This is a genomic window from Pseudomonas sp. LBUM1656 (assembly GCF_059716065.1).
The window spans coordinates 4762352-4778273 of sequence record NZ_CP166800.1; the positions used below are offsets into that span (position 1 = coordinate 4762352).

19 protein-coding genes are annotated in these 15922 nt (G+C 60.1%); 9 read left to right on the forward strand and 10 right to left on the reverse strand.

The features are described from left to right. Positions 1-68 precede the first annotated feature (68 nt). Complete coding sequence (locus ACA072_RS21445) at positions 69-1058, forward strand: 2-hydroxyacid dehydrogenase (protein WP_497620433.1); 990 nt, start codon at positions 69-71, stop codon at positions 1056-1058. Positions 1059-1063: 5 nt separating this feature from the next. Here ACA072_RS21445 and ACA072_RS21450 read toward each other — a convergent pair whose 3' ends face one another. Beyond that, positions 1064-1465 (reverse strand): hypothetical protein, encoded by a 402-nt coding sequence (locus ACA072_RS21450; RefSeq protein WP_497620434.1) that lies wholly within the window; start codon positions 1463-1465, stop codon positions 1064-1066. A 134-nt stretch (positions 1466-1599) separates the two neighbouring features. On the opposite strand from ACA072_RS21450, the gene ACA072_RS21455 reads away from it, so the two are divergent. Further along, a complete protein-coding gene (locus ACA072_RS21455; RefSeq protein ID WP_131060340.1) occupies positions 1600-2034 on the forward strand; it encodes a hypothetical protein in 435 nt (144 codons plus the stop codon). Continuing rightward, positions 2034-2438: an META domain-containing protein gene (locus ACA072_RS21460; RefSeq protein ID WP_438661062.1), complete on the forward strand. Its 405-nt coding sequence runs from the start codon at positions 2034-2036 to the stop codon at positions 2436-2438. The genes ACA072_RS21455 and ACA072_RS21460 overlap by 1 nt, the downstream gene beginning before the upstream one ends. Before the next feature lie 174 nt (positions 2439-2612). Here the strand turns inward: ACA072_RS21460 and ACA072_RS21465 are convergent, their stop codons facing one another. Continuing rightward, complete coding sequence (locus ACA072_RS21465; RefSeq protein ID WP_497620435.1) at positions 2613-3080, reverse strand: TlpA disulfide reductase family protein; 468 nt, start codon at positions 3078-3080, stop codon at positions 2613-2615. Positions 3081-3194: 114 nt separating this feature from the next. Between ACA072_RS21465 and arsC the strand changes: the two genes are divergently transcribed. From arsC to ACA072_RS21480, 3 genes are read left to right on the forward strand one after another with little or no spacing between them, the layout of a single operon-like run. Continuing rightward, a complete protein-coding gene (gene arsC, locus ACA072_RS21470; RefSeq protein WP_497620437.1) occupies positions 3195-3548 on the forward strand; it encodes an arsenate reductase (glutaredoxin) in 354 nt (117 codons plus the stop codon). Then, a complete protein-coding gene (gene wrbA, locus ACA072_RS21475; RefSeq protein ID WP_497620439.1) occupies positions 3545-4141 on the forward strand; it encodes an NAD(P)H:quinone oxidoreductase in 597 nt (198 codons plus the stop codon). Before arsC ends, wrbA begins: the two co-directional genes overlap by 4 nt. A gap of 1 nt (position 4142) precedes the next feature. Continuing rightward, the gene (locus ACA072_RS21480; protein ID WP_059182318.1) at positions 4143-4568 is read left to right on the forward strand and encodes a DUF2069 domain-containing protein; all 426 of its coding nucleotides are present in this window, start codon (positions 4143-4145) and stop codon (positions 4566-4568) included. 98 nt (positions 4569-4666) lie between these two features. Here the strand turns inward: ACA072_RS21480 and ACA072_RS21485 are convergent, their stop codons facing one another. Both ACA072_RS21485 and ttcA read right to left on the reverse strand, forming a co-directional pair. Then, complete coding sequence (locus tag ACA072_RS21485; protein WP_109633955.1) at positions 4667-5341, reverse strand: DNA-3-methyladenine glycosylase I; 675 nt, start codon at positions 5339-5341, stop codon at positions 4667-4669. 131 nt (positions 5342-5472) lie between these two features. Continuing rightward, entirely contained in the window at positions 5473-6297 is an 825-nt protein-coding gene (gene ttcA, locus ACA072_RS21490) for a tRNA 2-thiocytidine(32) synthetase TtcA (protein ID WP_497620441.1), read from the reverse strand. Positions 6298-6671: 374 nt separating this feature from the next. Between ttcA and ACA072_RS21495 the strand changes: the two genes are divergently transcribed. Further along, positions 6672-7274: a Yip1 family protein gene (locus ACA072_RS21495; protein ID WP_131060286.1), complete on the forward strand. Its 603-nt coding sequence runs from the start codon at positions 6672-6674 to the stop codon at positions 7272-7274. A gap of 147 nt (positions 7275-7421) precedes the next feature. Further along, positions 7422-7916 carry a SprT family zinc-dependent metalloprotease gene (locus tag ACA072_RS21500; protein ID WP_497620444.1) on the forward strand — a complete coding sequence of 165 codons (495 nt, stop codon included), beginning with the start codon at positions 7422-7424 and terminating at the stop codon, positions 7914-7916. Positions 7917-8036: 120 nt separating this feature from the next. Here the strand turns inward: ACA072_RS21500 and ACA072_RS21505 are convergent, their stop codons facing one another. Both ACA072_RS21505 and ACA072_RS21510 read right to left on the reverse strand, forming a co-directional pair. Further along, positions 8037-9218 carry a CaiB/BaiF CoA transferase family protein gene (locus tag ACA072_RS21505; RefSeq protein ID WP_497620445.1) on the reverse strand — a complete coding sequence of 394 codons (1182 nt, stop codon included), beginning with the start codon at positions 9216-9218 and terminating at the stop codon, positions 8037-8039. 144 nt (positions 9219-9362) lie between these two features. After that, positions 9363-10697 (reverse strand): dicarboxylate/amino acid:cation symporter, encoded by a 1335-nt coding sequence (locus ACA072_RS21510; protein ID WP_497620447.1) that lies wholly within the window; start codon positions 10695-10697, stop codon positions 9363-9365. Between the two features lie 339 nt (positions 10698-11036). Between ACA072_RS21510 and ACA072_RS21515 the strand changes: the two genes are divergently transcribed. After that, positions 11037-12035: an AraC family transcriptional regulator gene (locus tag ACA072_RS21515; RefSeq protein WP_497620449.1), complete on the forward strand. Its 999-nt coding sequence runs from the start codon at positions 11037-11039 to the stop codon at positions 12033-12035. Positions 12036-12183: 148 nt separating this feature from the next. Here ACA072_RS21515 and ACA072_RS21520 read toward each other — a convergent pair whose 3' ends face one another. The 4 genes from ACA072_RS21520 to ACA072_RS21535 all read right to left on the reverse strand — a co-directional run bounded on the left by ACA072_RS21520 (position 12184) and on the right by ACA072_RS21535 (position 15856). Beyond that, positions 12184-12540: a DUF6124 family protein gene (locus ACA072_RS21520; protein ID WP_497620451.1), complete on the reverse strand. Its 357-nt coding sequence runs from the start codon at positions 12538-12540 to the stop codon at positions 12184-12186. A 482-nt stretch (positions 12541-13022) separates the two neighbouring features. Continuing rightward, positions 13023-14369 (reverse strand): ATP-binding protein, encoded by a 1347-nt coding sequence (locus tag ACA072_RS21525; RefSeq protein ID WP_497620453.1) that lies wholly within the window; start codon positions 14367-14369, stop codon positions 13023-13025. Next, positions 14366-15043 (reverse strand): response regulator, encoded by a 678-nt coding sequence (locus ACA072_RS21530; protein ID WP_497620455.1) that lies wholly within the window; start codon positions 15041-15043, stop codon positions 14366-14368. The genes ACA072_RS21525 and ACA072_RS21530 overlap by 4 nt, the downstream gene beginning before the upstream one ends. 210 nt (positions 15044-15253) lie before the next feature. Then, the gene (locus ACA072_RS21535) at positions 15254-15856 is read right to left on the reverse strand and encodes a hypothetical protein (RefSeq protein ID WP_461975935.1); all 603 of its coding nucleotides are present in this window, start codon (positions 15854-15856) and stop codon (positions 15254-15256) included. Positions 15857-15922 lie beyond the last annotated feature (66 nt).

A 15922-nucleotide genomic window follows, 5' to 3' on the forward strand; every position in this document is an offset into this window, starting at 1 on the left:
TGCGTCGCCGAACGCAGGCTTCGCCAGCTGCTACATAAAGCGTGAACCGAGTCATCCAGGAGGACCGCATGCGCACGATTCTTTTCAGCAGCCAGACCTACGACCGTGACAGTTTCCTCGGCGCCGAGCTGCCGGCCAATATCGAGCTGCACTTTCAATCGGCGCGGCTGAGTCTCGATACGGTGGCGCTGGCGGAGTATCACGAGGTGGTCTGCGCGTTCATCAATGATGACTTGAGCGCCCCGGTGCTGGAACGTTTGGCTGCGGGCGGCACACGCCTGATCGCCCTGCGCTCGGCCGGCTACAACCATGTAGACCTGAACGCCGCGAAGCTTTTGGGGCTTTCGATTGTGCGGGTCCCGGCCTACTCGCCGCATGCGGTGGCTGAACACGCGGTGGCGCTGATCCTGGCGCTCAACCGGCGTCTGCACCGCGCCTACAACCGCACCCGCGAAGGGGATTTCAGCCTGCACGGCCTGACCGGTTTCGACCTGGTGGGCAAGACCGTCGGCGTGGTCGGCACCGGGCAGATCGGCGCGACCTTCGCGAAAATCATGAACGGTTTCGGCTGCCAATTGCTGGCCTACGACCCTTATCCCAACCCGCAAGTCGAAGCCCTCGGCGCCCGTTACCTGAGCTTGCCGGAGTTGCTCGCCGAGTCGCAAATCATCAGCCTGCACTGCCCACTCAATGAGCAAAGCAAACACTTGATCAACCGCGAATCACTGGCGCACATGCAGCCCGGCGCAATGTTGATCAACACCGGGCGTGGCGGTCTGGTGGACACGCCGGCACTGATCGATGCGCTGAAGGACGGCCAGTTGGGTTACTTGGGACTGGATGTCTATGAAGAAGAGGCGCAGCTGTTTTTCGAAGACCGCTCCGACCTGCCGCTGCAGGACGATGTGCTGGCGCGGCTGCTGACCTTTCCAAACGTGATCATCACCGCGCACCAGGCCTTCCTGACCCGCGAAGCCCTGGACGCGATTGCCACGACGACCCTGCAGAACATCGCGGCCTGGGCCGCCGGCACGCCGCAGAATCGGGTCGAGGGCTGAGCCGGTCAGGCCTTGGACAAGAGGATCATCAAGCCCAGCCAGCCGAACCCCAGCAAGCGTTGCCCCACGGAATGCCCGCGACGCAGCAGGAACCAGACAAAAAACGGCGGCAGAAAGAAAATCATCAGCTTCAACCACAGTTCCACCGGACGCACACCATTGGGGGCGGGCATCGGCGCCGCCGTCTCGGCTGGGGCTTCGGTTTTGCGTTTACGTCCGAACGCGGCCGGGGTCACCCTGGCTACCTTCTCGTCGGCCGGCAAACGCCCGAAAGAAAGGGGCGCCTGCACAGGCGCTGCCGTCGAAGTGGCCGCTTGCACCGTTCCCGCCGGCGCACCGCAATGAATGCAAGCAGGCGCCGTGGAGCTGATGCTTTGCTTGCACTCATAACATTCGATTAACGCCATGTCCGTTCCTTAGAAATGCAAAAGCGGCAGTGTGCCATGAGTCGACAGGTAATTTGAACCAGATCGAAGGTCATCTGCCCGCGCCATGCTGCGTGCAGGCCCGTGATAGCATACCGCGCATATTTGGAGGACCCATGGTCGAACACGATTTCCGCTATAACCTGATGAACCCGCAACACACCCTCACCGAATGCCGCGCCCTTGTGCCGGGGCGTTATCAAGTCACCGGCAACGGCGGCTCGATTCGTAATAATGACGTGCTGGTCGTGACCCTCAAAGGTGCCAAGGACTTGTCCATGCGCCTGACCGTGGAAACGGTTCGCCACCTGATCAACCCGCCCGGCCAATGGGTCGCGGTGGCCAGTGGTCCGGTGTTCGGCGAATTGGCGATCCACACCTGGAAAGTCAACTGCGACAGCTGCGCCAAAGAATTGAGCTTTGAGTTCGCGGTCGACGCCAAGCTGGGCAACAAGGCTGAAAAACCTGCCGCCACCGCGCGGATTGCCGAGTTGGGCTGGACCACCGTTGGCGAGAAGCACCTGTGCCCGAAATGCCAGGAGCCCGCGTGATGAAACGCCTCGCCCTGACCGCCCTGGTCGGTGCCAGCCTGCTGGGCTGCGCCGCCGAGCCGGTGAAATTGCAACAAAACCGCAGCTACATCCTGGAATGGATCGGCGAACGTCCGTTGATGGATTACAGCCACCTGACCATCACCCTCGGTGAAGACGGCCGGGCTTACGGCAATGGCGGTTGCAACCACTGGTTTGCGCCGTACACGCTGGAAGGCGACAAGCTGAGCTTCGGCAAGATTGGCAGCACCCGCAAAATGTGCGCGCCGGCGGTGATGGAGCAGGAAAAGCGCTTCATGCAGGCCTTGGAAAACGTGCAGCGCTGGGATGTATCGCCGATCGAGCAGATGCGCTTCTGGCCGGCGCAAGGCAAGCCGTTGCGTTGGTGGCTTGAAGAGGGTTGATCGACGCAACGCAACCCTTGTAGCAGCTGGCGAAGCCTGCGTTCGGCTGCGAAGCAGTCGTGAAATCAGGCTGTGAGGTCTAACAGATAGACCACATTCTCAGGGTTTACGACTGCTGCGCAGCCGAACGCAGGCTTCGCCAACTGCTACAGGATCGCGGCACGGCTTAACGGATCAGTTGACTGCCTGCAACGCCTTAAGCTTCTCCATCACCCCCGCCGCCGTCTGCTCGCCCATCAACTGCTCGCGCACCTTGCCCTTGTTATCGATGATGTAGGTCACCGGCAACGCCTCACTGCGCGGCAACTCGAAAAGATCCGCCGGGTCAGACGCCAGAACAGTGAACTTGATCCCCAGTTTCTCACTGGCACTTTTCAGCTCTTCCCCCTGCACATTGTCGAAGTTGACCCCGAACACACCAATCTTCTTGTCCTTCAACTGATCGGCCAGCCCATTCAACTCCGGGATCTCGGTCCGGCACGGGCCACACCATTCGGCCCAGTAATTGAGCACCACCCATTGTTTGTCCAGACGTTCGGCCGCGACTTTCTGGCCGTTCTGGTCGATGCCATAGTCGTTGCCACAGCCCCCCAGCATCAACGTCCCGATGATCGCCAATGCCGCTGCCAGTCGTCTTGTCATGTCTTGATCCTTGTTCAAAATTAAATGCGCCTGCGACCCATCGCCTCCCGAGGTTCTGGATTACGCGCTGCACAGTTAGAATAGCCGCCACCTTACGCAAGATGCGACCCGCACATGACCGATCTGACGCTATATCACAATCCGCGCTGCTCGAAATCCCGCGGTGCGCTCGAACTGCTGGAAGCCCGTGGCCTGACGCCGACCGTGGTCCGCTACCTGGAAACCCCGCTGGACGCCGCGCAAATCCAGAGCTTGCTGAAAAAGCTCGGCATCAGCGCCCGGCAACTGCTGCGCACCGGCGAGGACGAGTACAAAACCCTCAGTCTGGCGGACAGCAGCCTGACCGAGGCGCAATTGATCGCCGCCATCGCCGCCAATCCAAAACTCATGGAACGACCGATTCTCGAAGTCGGCGACAAAGCCATCATCGGCCGCCCGCCGGAGAACGTACTGGAGTTGCTGCCGTGAGTGCGCCGTACATTCTGGTTCTGTATTACAGCCGCAGCGGCTCGACCAATGAAATGGCCCGGCAGATTGCCCGCGGTGTCGAGCAGGCCGGGATGGAAGCGCGCCTGCGTACGGTCCCGCCGATCTCCACCGAATGCGAAGCCGTGTCGCCGGACATCCCCGACGAAGGCGCGCTGTACGCCAGCCTCGACGACCTGAAGAACTGCGCCGGCCTGGCGATGGGCAGCCCGACCCGCTTCGGCAACATGGCGGCGCCGCTCAAATACTTCCTCGACGGCACCAGCAATCTTTGGCTGACCGGCGCCCTGGTGGGTAAACCGGCTGGCGTGTTCACCTCCACCGCGAGCCTGCACGGCGGTCAGGAAACCACGCTGCTGTCGATGATGTTGCCGTTGTTGCACCACGGCATGCTGATCACCGGCCTGCCTTACAGCGAATCGGCCTTGCTGGAAACCCGTGGCGGCGGCACGCCGTATGGCGCGAGTCATCACGCTGGGGCGGACGGCAAAAGCGGTTTGAATGAACATGAAGTCGCGCTGTGCCGGGCCTTGGGCCTGCGTCTGGCGAAGACTTCGCAAAAGCTGGGGAACTGACGTGGCGAAAAAGCCGAAGATTCTGCCCTCGATCGAATGGCTCGAACCGCGGGTCCGGGCGATGCGAGTGATCAGCCTGCTGTGCTTTTTCGGGCTAGTGGGGCTGCTGTGCGCCTACTACCTGGTGTTTGCCGACCTGCATGGCGCCCGGCCGTGGGTGATTTTGCTGATTGAACTGGTGCCCCTGCTTTTGCTGGCGCCGGGGATGATCATCGGCAGCGCGCGCGGGCATTCGTGGATGTGTTTTGTGGTGAACCTATATTTCATCAAGGGCGCATTGGCCGCGTACGACCCGAACCGGCAGCTGTTTGGCTTGCTGGAAATGGGCGCGAGCCTGGCGGTGTTCTGTTCGGCGCTGTTGTATGTGCGGTGGCGGTTTCAGCTCAACCGCAAGTTGGCGGGTGAAGGTGAGATTTCCGTCGCCTGACAGATTGCAATCGCTAGCAGGCTAGCTCCCACAGGGATTTGTGTACGCCACAGATCCAATGTGGGAGCCAGCCTGCTGGCGATTGCCGCGACTCGGTCTTAATGATTCACGGTATACGCGAGCATCATCGAAATCTGGCTCATCGCCCGCCCGCCACTCTGTTCATGCCACTGGTTGAACACATCCTGCACCAACGCCAGGTCCCGCTGGCTGGTCGGCACCTTGTCGACGATCTTCTGAGCATTCAACCCCGCGACCACGTCGTAACTCGGCACGAACGTATCCTTGCCGACCATGCGCAGGAAGCGCGGTGCCGACAACCCGCCCAATTGATGGCCGCGTTTTTTCAGGTAGGTCCACAGCCCGACGATATCGGTTACCGGCCAATCGGCAATCAGTTCGCCAAAACTGCCCTTCTCATGCGCCACGTCCAGCACGAACTGCGCATTGCGCGGCACGCTCTTGAGTTTGCCCAGGTGACGGATGATCCGCGCGTCCTGCATCAGGCGCTCAAGATGTTCAGCGCTCATCAGCACGACCTTTTCCGGGTCGAACTTGAAGAACACTTCTTCGAACGATGGCCACTTGGCATCCACCAGGCTGTGCTTGAGCCCGGCGCGGAAAACGCGCAGCGCCATGGTCGAGAGGTAGCGGTCGTCGCTGATCTTGCGCAATTGCGCCGGGGTCTTGGGAACGGGCAGATGGGCTTCCAGTTCAGCTGCTGAACCGAAGCGGTTCAGACAGTATTCGTGCAGCCACTTGTAATCGCGCATGCCCTCTCCAGATGAATAAGTGAATAGACCCATGTGGGAGCCAGCCTGCTGGCGATAGCGGTGGATCAGTCAACAAAGATGTGTCTGACCGACCGCCATCGCCAGCAGGCTGGCTCCCACAGGGATTGTGATTAGAGGTTGACTACGTTGACGAACCGCGAAGCGGCGGTTTCGTCGATCTTGAGGCTGGTGAAATCGAACAGATTACGGTCCGCCAATTGCGACGGTTGCACGTTCTGCAAGCTGCGGAAAATGCTTTCGGTACGTCCCGGGGTTTTGCGCTCCCACTCTTGCAGCATGTCCTTGACCACCTGACGTTGCAGGTTTTCCTGGGAACCGCAGAGGTTGCACGGAATGATCGGGAATTGCCTGAAGTCCGAGTAGGCCTGAATGTCTTTTTCGTTGCAGTAGGCCAGCGGGCGGATCACCACGTTGCGGCCGTCGTCAGCACGCAGTTTTGGCGGCATGGCCTTGAGCGAACCGTTGAAGAACATGTTGAGGAAGAACGTCTCGACGATGTCGTCGCGGTGGTGACCGAGGGCCATTTTGGTCGCGCCGATTTCGTCGGCAAAGGTGTAGAGCGTGCCACGACGCAGGCGCGAGCACAGCGAGCAGGTGGTCTTGCCTTCCGGGATCAGCTCCTTGACCACCGAGTAAGTGTCTTTTTCGACGATGTGGTACTCGATGCCCAGCGCTTTCAGATAGGCCGGCAGCACGTGTTCAGGGAAACCTGGCTGCTTCTGGTCCATGTTCACGGCCACAATCTCAAACTTGATCGGAGCGACCTTCTGCAAGTGCAAGAGCACATCGAGCAGGGTGTAGCTGTCCTTGCCACCGGACAGGCAGACCATGACCTTGTCGCCGTCTTCAATCATGTTGAAATCGGCAACCGCCTCCCCCGCCTGGCGGCGAAGGCGCTTTTGCAGTTTGTTCTGGTTGACCGTGAGAGTGCCCATGACGCGAAATCCGTGAGGTGTGACGAAAGGCCGGCATTTTACGCAAAAACTTCTCGTCGGCGAAGTGTCCACTATCCCCTTGTGGGAGCGGGCTTGCTCGCGAATGCGGTGTGTCAGTTGACGCAATGTTGGCTGACACACCGCATTCGCGAGCAAGCCCGCTCCCACAAGGAAGTGTGGTGACAGACCCTGCAGCGATTAACAGCAGTGTTTACAGCGCAATTTGCTCTAAAGCCCTGCAACCTGCGCCGTTAAGACCTTTCTATACTGCGACATAAGGTCGCATACATATTCAGACCTACTACTTACTTGGCCACTTTGGCCTGTAGGCGCTCCACTGGGGGGCGACGGTAAAAACAAGAGGAGTGACTGGCATGATCCATCACGTAGTGGGGCTCTTCACCCACCCCGACCAGGAATGGAAAGAAATCCGTGGCGACCAAGAGGAAAGCATCAGCCACATGTACCTGACTCACACGCTGATTCTGGCGGCGATCCCCGCTGTGTCGGCGTTTATCGGCACCACCCAGGTCGGCTGGGTCATCGGCAGCCGGGCGCCGGTCATGCTGACCCAGGAAAGCGCGCTATGGATGACGATCATGTCGTACCTGGCGATGCTCGGCGGCGTCGCGGTCATGGGCGCATTCATTCACTGGATGGCCCGGACCTATGACGCCAATCCAAGTCTGGCCCGCTGCGTTGCATTTGCGACCTATACCGCGACCCCGCTGTTCATCGGCGGTCTGGCGGCGCTGTACCCACACATGTGGCTGGGCATGATCGTCGGGACGGCGGCCATCTGCTACACGGTGTATTTACTGTATGTGGGGCTACCCACTTTCATGAACATTCCATCAGACGAGGGCTTCCTGTTTTCCAGTTCGGTACTTGCCGTAGGCCTGGTGGTGCTGGTCGCCATCATGGCGTTTACAGTGATTGTCTGGGGACTCGGCGTGGGGCCGGTCTATACCAATTAGCAACACATCACCCAAAAACAAGATCTGCCAACACAGGCCGCCGCAAGGCGGCCTTCTAATGTAAGGAGTAACGACCATTCGGCGCCTCGGCGATTCGCAAGGCCCCGGCGTTGCGGCATACTCGACGTCTCTGGAGATCCATCAAGCATGCCCGAGCAACTCAATACCCGCGTCGAAGACTGTTACCAGCTAGCCGAATCCTTTTTCAAACGACCTTTCAAACGCCCCGTGGTGAGCCTCAAGCTGCGCGGTCAAAAAGCCGGTGTCGCGCATTTGCACGAGAACCTGCTGCGCTTCAATCCGCAGTTGTACCGGGAAAACACTGACGACTTTCTCAAGCAGACCGTGGCCCACGAAGTGGCGCACCTGATCGCCCATCAGCTGTTCGGCGACCGCATTCAGCCGCACGGTGAAGAGTGGCAATTGATCATGCGCGGCGTGTACGAACTGCCGCCCAACCGCTGCCACACCTACGACGTCAAACGTCGCAGCGTGACGCGCTACATCTACAAATGCCCGTGCGTCGACAGCGACTTCCCGTTTTCCGCGCAGCGCCATGGCCTGGTGCGCCAGGGACGGCGGTATTTGTGCCGGCGGTGCCGGAGTACGTTGGTGTTCAGTGGGGAGATGCGGGTCGAGTAGCAGGATTTGTGGTGGCTGTGCCGGCCCCTTCGCGAGCAAGCCCGCTCCCACATTTGATCTTCGCCGTGACACAGATCCAATGTGGGAGCGGGCTTACTCGCGAAGGGGCCGGCACAGACGCTAGAGAATCACCTTGGCACGGCGCAGACCTGCGATCCGCTCAGCACCAACCCCCAACTCCCCCAACACCTGATCCGTATGCTGCCCCAGCGTTGCGCCGGTATACCGTGGTGCCGGCAACCCCTCGGAAAACTTCAACGGACAAGCCATCTGCGACTGAGTAGAACCATCCCCCCGCGGCACCTCCGTCACCAACTCCCGCGCCTGAAACTGCGGATGCTGCACCGCTTCGCTCAGGCTCAACACCGGCTCGACACACGCATCAACCCCCGCAAACAACTCGCACAGCTGCGCAAAGTCATGCTTCTCGAATTCGGCTTTCAACTCATTCTTCAGCGCCTGTTGCTCGGCGGGCGTGGGCGACAGGCCCTTCGCCGCGAGTTCCGGCCGCCCCAGCGCCAAACACAGTTGCTGCATGAACACCGGCTCCAGACTGCCCACCGATAACCAGCGCCCGTCCCGCGAGCGGTAATAGTCGTAGAAACTGCCGCCATTGAGCATCTGGTCCTCCCTGCCCGGCTCCATGCCACAAGCCAGGTACCCGGCGCCGGCCATGGCGTTGAGGCTGAAGACACAGTCGGTCATGCTCACATCCAGATGCTGCCCCACCCCGCTGTGCTGCCGGGCGATCACCGCCGCCAGCAACCCGATCACGCCGTGCAGCGAGCCCCCGGCGACATCCGCCACCTGCATGCCCAACGGCAGCGGCCCGCTCTCGGTGCGGCCGGTGTAGCTGGCCAGCCCCGCCAGCGCCAGATAGTTGATGTCGTGGCCGGCGCGGTCCTTGTAGGGGCCGGTCTGGCCGTAACCGGTAATCGACACGTAGATCAGCCGCGGATTGACCGCCTTCAAGGCTTCATAACCCAGGCCCAGGCGCTCCATCACGCCGGGACGGAACTGCTCCAGCACGATGTCGTGGTCCGCCAGCAATTGCTTGATCACCTCCAGCGCCTCGGGCTGCTTGAGGTCCAGCGCCAGGCTGCGCTTGTTGCGATTGAGGTAGGCATGACTCGCCGAGACCCCGTGGTCGTGCGGTGGCAACACCCGCAGCAGATCCATGCGGGTCGGCGATTCGATGCGCAAGACTTCCGCGCCCATGTCCGCCAGCAGCAACGAAGCAAACGGCCCCGGCAGCAGTGTCGAGAAATCCAGAACCTTGAGTGTTGCCAGTGGACCGGGCATGAGTGATCTCCGTGAACGATGCCTCCAGCCTAGGCAGGCAATGGCATTGCAGCAATCACCTGAAGTGTCAGCAGCTGTGACCGTTACGCTCAAATCCCGGACATGAAAAAACCCGCCGAAGCGGGTTTTTCAGTGCAGCCAGTCTTACTTGACGTTGCTTGGGGTTGGGCCTTCAGCCACACCCAGGTCGTCTTCTTCACGAGTGTCGGAGATACCGCGACCACCGGAAGCCAGCTCGACTTGCAGCTTGTCTTCGTCCAGCTCTTTCACCCACTTGGCCACGACCAGGGTCGCAACAGCGTTACCAACAAGGTTGGTCAGCGCGCGGGCTTCAGACATGAAGCGGTCGATACCCAGGATCAGCGCCAGGCCGGCAACCGGCAGGTGACCCACGGCAGACAGGGTAGCGGCCAGCACGATGAAACCACTGCCGGTTACGCCCGCAGCACCTTTGGAGGACAACAACAGCACCAGCAACAGGGTGATCTGGTGAGTGATGTCCATGTGGGTGTCGGTCGCCTGAGCGATGAAGACGGCGGCCATGGTCAGGTAGATCGAAGTGCCGTCGAGGTTGAACGAGTAACCCGTCGGGATCACCAGACCGACAACGGATTTCTGCGCGCCCAGGCGTTCCATCTTGATCAGCATGCGAGGCAGTGCGGATTCCGAAGAGGAAGTGCCCAGCACGATCAGCAGTTCTTCACGGATGTAACGGATCAGCTTCAAGACGCTGAAGCCGTGGACGCGGCAGATGGCGCCCAGGACAACCACCACGAACAGGATGCAGGTGATGTAGAAGCAGATCATCAACTGACCCAGTTGCACCAGCGAGCCGACACCGTAAGCACCAATGGTGAAGGCCATGGCACCGAAGGCACCGACTGGGGCGAGCTTCATGATCATGTTGATGATGTTGAACATCACGTGAGCAAAGCGATCAATGAAGTCCAGCACCGGTTTGCCGTAGGCACCCAGGCGGTGCAGGGCAAAACCGAAGATCACCGAGAACATCAGCACTTGCAGGATATCGCCATTGGCGAATGCACCGACGATGGTGTTCGGGATCACATTGAGGATAAAGGCAACGATGCTCTGGTCTTTACCGGCCGAAATGAAACCAGCGATTTTGCTGGTGTCCAGCGTCGTCACGTCGATGTGCATGCCGGCGCCCGGTTGCACAACGTTGACCACGACCAGACCGATCAGCAAGGCAATGGTGGAAACGATTTCGAAGTACAGCAGCGCATAACCGCCGGTCTTGCCGACCGACTTCATGTTCTGCATGCCGGCGATACCACTGACGACCGTACAGAAAATGATCGGCGCGATGACCATTTTGATCAGTTTGATGAACCCGTCACCCAGCGGCTTGAGGGCCACACCGGTCTGCGGATAGAAGTGACCAAGCAGGATGCCGATGGCAATTGCAACGATCACCTGGAAATACAGGGATTTGTACAGTGGCTGACGAGTCGTCATTGCAAAGTTCCTCAAGAGTGCCCCGCGACAACATCCGTCTGTTGCCCAAGACACTTCAATTGCGAACCCTCCTGCACTGGAGGGATTTGTTTTGTCGAGCTGCGCAACGGCAGGCATCTGCTTGTTGCATCGCAAGGCCCGTGCCACCTTTCAAAAAGTGCCTCCAAGCCTTATGACATCAGGGGATACAGGTTCAACCTTGCCACTGACCGGTCACAACAATGTGGCGGATTTCCGCCCATCCACCAGACCTCGTCCTACAATTTGGCGGATATCCGCCTGTTCATCATCAGGAGCGACAGCTACCATCCGTCGTTCAATGGGTCGGACCTGCCTGCCATGCGTGAACGCACCATCGCCAGTCATTTCGCCCGTGCCGTCCTTGGTGGCGCACGCCGGTTGGGGTATGACTATTCAGAGTTGTTGCAGCAATTGGGGATCAGCCCCGAATTGCTCGACGAGCCGCGCGCGCGGATTGCGCCGGAGCAGTTCACGCGATTGATCCAGGGATTGTGGCTGGCCCTCGACGACGAGTACCTCGGTTTCGGGCCGACCCCCAGTAAAACCGGCACCTTCGCGATGATGTGCCACGCTGTGATTCACTGCCGCAACCTCGATAAGGCCCTGCATCGCGGCCTATTGTTTTATAGCCTGTTCCCCGACGGTCCGAGCCTGACCCTGACCCGCGAAGACGAATTGATCCGCCTGAGCCTCGATGACTCGAAATTCCAGGACCCGGACCATTTCCTCACCGAATCCCAACTGATGGTGTGGCATCGCCTCGGCAGCTGGCTGATCGGCCAGCGCATTCGGCTGGAGCAGGCGACGTTCAGCTACCCAAGGCCCGAGCACGGCGCCGAATACGACTTGCTGTTCCCCTGCCCCATGGTGTTTTCCTCGGCGCAGAGCAGCCTGCTGTTTCACAGCCGCTATCTGAACATGCCGCTGTTGCAGGACGAACGCACCCTCAAGCATTTCCTCCAACACTCCCCCGCCGACCTGCTGTCGCGCCCGGATGATGGCGACAGCCTGAGCAGTCAATTGCGCCGTTTGCTCAGCCGCGACAGTTCACGCTGGCCGGATCTGGAAGCCGTGGCCGCCCATTTGCACATCAGCCCGCAGACCTTGCGCCGGCACTTGCGTGAAGAAGGGTCGAGTTTTCAGGAGTTGAAGGATCAATTGCGCCGGGACATTGCGATTTATCACCTGGGGCGGGCGGATCTGTCGTTGCAGCAGATTGCCGAGCAGCTGGGGTTTTCCGAGCCTTCGGCGTTTCATCGGGCGTTCAAGAAGTGGACCGGGTTGACGCCTGGGGCCTATCGCGCGCAAGAGAGCTGAATCTTCGGTTGAACTGACAGGCCCCTTCGCGAGCAAGCCCGCTCCCACAGGATCTTCAGTGAACACATAATTGTGTGAACTCAGGAGATCAAATGTGGGAGCGGGCTTGCTCGCGAAGAACGATGACGCGGTCTACCTGACCAAACGGCTACGGCGGATCAAGCCTGTCCAGCATCCGGTTCACCGCCAGCTCACCCAACATGACGGAGTGCTGGATGCCGAGCAGGGTGTGGCGTTGCGGGCCGTTCAGCTGTCCCGCGAAATCACTCAACATCACACTCGCTGACGCCAAAGTCTCACAGGCGTTGACCAGCAACGTTTCGTCATCTGTATCAGGGGCCACGAGATAAATGGTGCTGGGTTTGCGTGGGGTGTCTTTTGGAATGACCGGTTTGAGGTAGTAATCGAGAGCGCGGTCGGCGGCTTCGTTGAGTTTTTTGGAGTCGGTGGAATCGTAGGGAGAAACGTCGTCGGTTTCGGGAGGGTTGGGTGTGATCTTGAACATATGAAGCTCCTAGAGTCATGGAGCCGCAACACATCGCTGCTAAACGAAAAAGAGGTGGCGGCTGTACGCGGGTTAGCAGACCAGGACTCTAGAACCCGGCGCACCGAAGTGCCCCACGCAAAGCCGCCATGACATGAACGACGGACGTTGTGCGTCTAGAGAAACCCGGGCTGCTAAACCCGATCGCTGATTCGTCAGCGACCCGGAAACGATAGAACCCACGCCCCAGGCGCACAAGCCGGCGGATTCTGGCGTAGTCGTAGGCAGCGGCGCAAGGATGTGTAGCCTGAGTGAGTGTCTGGAGATGTGTTTTAAACAGCGCTGTTTACTGCTGAGATTCTGTGGGATTTGCGTTGTCTGGGCGGGCCCCTTCGCGAGCAAGCCCGCTCCCACAGGGAACTTCAGTGAACACAAAATTGTGTTAACTCAGGAGATCAAATGTGGGAGCGGGCTTGCTCGCGAAGAGGCCCGCAAGAACACCCTCAAACCACCGGAAAATGAATCCGGAACGCCGCCCCGCCCATCGGCGAATCCCCGAGCGTCAGCTTCGCGCTGTAGCTCTCGATAATGTCCTTCACCACCGCCAACCCGATCCCCTGCCCCGGATGCTGGCGATCCAGCCGCTCGCCCCTTTGCAGAATCCGCGCGCGCTGATCCGGTGGCACGCCCGGCCCATCATCTTCAACGCACAGCTCAATGCCGCTAAGGGTTTCACGCACGCTGATGCGTACTTCGCTCAAGCACAGGCGATAGGCGTTTTCCAGCAGGTTGCCCATCATTTCCAGCAGCGCGCCTTGCTCGATCGGCACGTAACACTGATCCGGCAGGTCGAAAGCGACGCGCACGCGTTTGTCGCGGTAGACCTTGTCCAGGGTGTCGCACAGGCTTTGCAGCACCGGTTGCAGGCGCACCTGGTGGCGCACCAGACCGCTTTTGCGCAGGCTGGCGCGTTGCAGTTGATAGCCAATCTGCTGGCTCATGCGTTCGATCTGGGTTTGCAGCAGCCAGGCCTGATCGCGGTTTTCCGGGCGTTGGGCCATGTCTTCGCTGACGCCTTGCAGCACGGTCAGCGGGGTTTTCAGGCTATGGGCCAGGTCGTCGAGGGAGTCGCGGTAGCGGCTGCGCTGTTCGCGTTCGCTGTGCAGCAAGCGGTTGAGGGAGCCGGTCAGGCGCAGCAGTTCGCGCGGGTGTTGTTCGCTGAGGCTTTCGCGGGCGCCGCTTTCGATTTCGTCGAGTTCCTGACTGAGCCGGCGCAAGGCCTGCAAGCCCCAGGTCAGGCCGATCCACAGCAGCGCCAGCAGTACCAGCAACGCGGCGCCGAAACCGAGGTAGAGGTTTTCGCGCAGGCCTTCGAGGGTGACTTCGTATTCGCGCACCGGTTGCAAGGCGACGATGCTGAACGCCGCGCTTTTGCCGCCGAGCAGTTTGACTTCAACGTCGTAGACGAAGAATTCCTGCCCATCGGCCTCGCGAATCCGCGCGAATTCATTGCCGCGTCCGTCGTAACGCGGTTTGTAGTTGATCTTCTCTTCGCGGGTGGCTTTCGAGCGCCACACCAGATGCCCTTCGCGGTCATAGATGTAGCCGATCAAACGGCTGTCTGTCAGGTTGAAGCGTTCATCGGGCAGCTGCGCCGGCATTTGCAGGGTGTTGTTTTCCACCCGCGCGGCAGAGATCAGCGTGGTGACGTCCGATGCCAGGCGCTGCTCGATGGAGTCCTGCAACGCCAGGCTGAACGCGCCCTGCATGGCTGGCAGCAACGCCAGCATGAACAGCACCGCCAGGGTGGCGGCGGCGAGCATCAATCGGACACGAAGGGATCGAATCAAGTGCAGCGCTCATTGAACAGGTAGCCGAGGCCACGCACGGTGTCGATCGGTTTGAAACCCGCCGGGCCTTCAAGTTTGCGGCGCAGACGGCCGACCAGCACTTCGATGACGTTCGGATCGCGCTCGTCGTCGTCCGGATAGAGCTGCTCCATCAAGCGGTCCTTGGCCACCACCTGCTGGTGATGCCGCATCAGGTACTCGAGGATTCGGTATTCGTACGCGGTCAGCGCCAGCGGTTGTTCATCGAGGGACGCCTGTTTGCGATTGAGGTCCAGCAGCAGCGGCCCGGCGACGATGGTCGACTGGGTGAATCCGCTGGAGCGGCGCAGCAAGGCATTCAGGCGCGCGTCGAGTTCTTCGAACTGGAACGGTTTGACCACGTAATCGTCGGCACCGGCGGCGAGGCCTTCGACCTTGTCCTGCCAGTTTCCGCGCGCGGTGAGGATCAGGATCGGAAAGGTCTTGCCGCGCGAGCGCAGCTGGCGGATCAAGTCGAGGCCGCTCATGCCCGGCAGGCCGAGGTCGATCACCGCCAGGTCGTGATTGAACTGCTCGGTCTGGTACAGCGCCTCTTCGGCATTGGCCACGGACTCGACCACGTGGCAGCTGTCCGTCAGGCGGGTTTGCAGGTGATGGCGCAACAGCGCTTCATCTTCGACGACCAGCAGTTTCATAACGCTCTCCCAGGCAAATCATTATCTCCAGCAGCATAGTTTCGCACCTCTAGTGCGCGACAGACGCCAGCCAGCTAAGCCGCCGACCCTGTGGGAGCGGGCTTGCTCGCGAAGGCGTCGTATCAGCCGACATTAATTTCGCCTGACACACCGCTTTCGCGAGCAAGCCCGCTCCCACAGGGATTGCGCTTATCTGACAGACATTACTTATCAGAAAGCGTAGTTCGCCGACAGGTACGTCTGGGCGCTGCTGGTCAGGTCCAGCGAACCCTGCTTGCTGCCACCACGCTCGCTCATCTCGGTGCTGGCGTTGCTGCGCAGGTAACGGTAACCCATCTCGACCGAGGTGTTTTGCGACACTTGTTGCAGCACGCCGACCTGGCCGCCGATGGCGTAACCGATATTGCTGTCGCGGCTGAAGCCTGGGGACTCCTGAGTCATTTTGGTCAGACCGGCCGTGGCACCGCCGAACAATTTGGTGCTGCCGCCCACCGGGTAGAACAGATCGTAGCTGCCCAACAGGTTTTCCTGACGCAGTTTAATGCCATTGTGCGAGCCCGACACGTTGTCGTAAGTGGCGTAGTAGCGGCCTTGGCTGTTTTGCTGGCCCAGACGCACACCCCAGGTGGTGTCCTTGCCGATCACGCCGTCGGCGTTCGGGCTGTTGAGGTTGTCGTTCAGGGCGTGGGACTTTTTGATCTTGTCGCTGGTCTGTCCAAGAGTAAGGCTGGCGAAATTGTCGTCAGAGGCGAACGCCGCGGTGCTCGCGCCCAGGACGGTGAAAGCCAGAAGCAGTTTTTTGAAGTTAGTCATTGGGGAATTTCCTCATGCGCTATTTGCTTTTTGGGTACGGGGCAAGGTTACGCAACCACCCCTGAA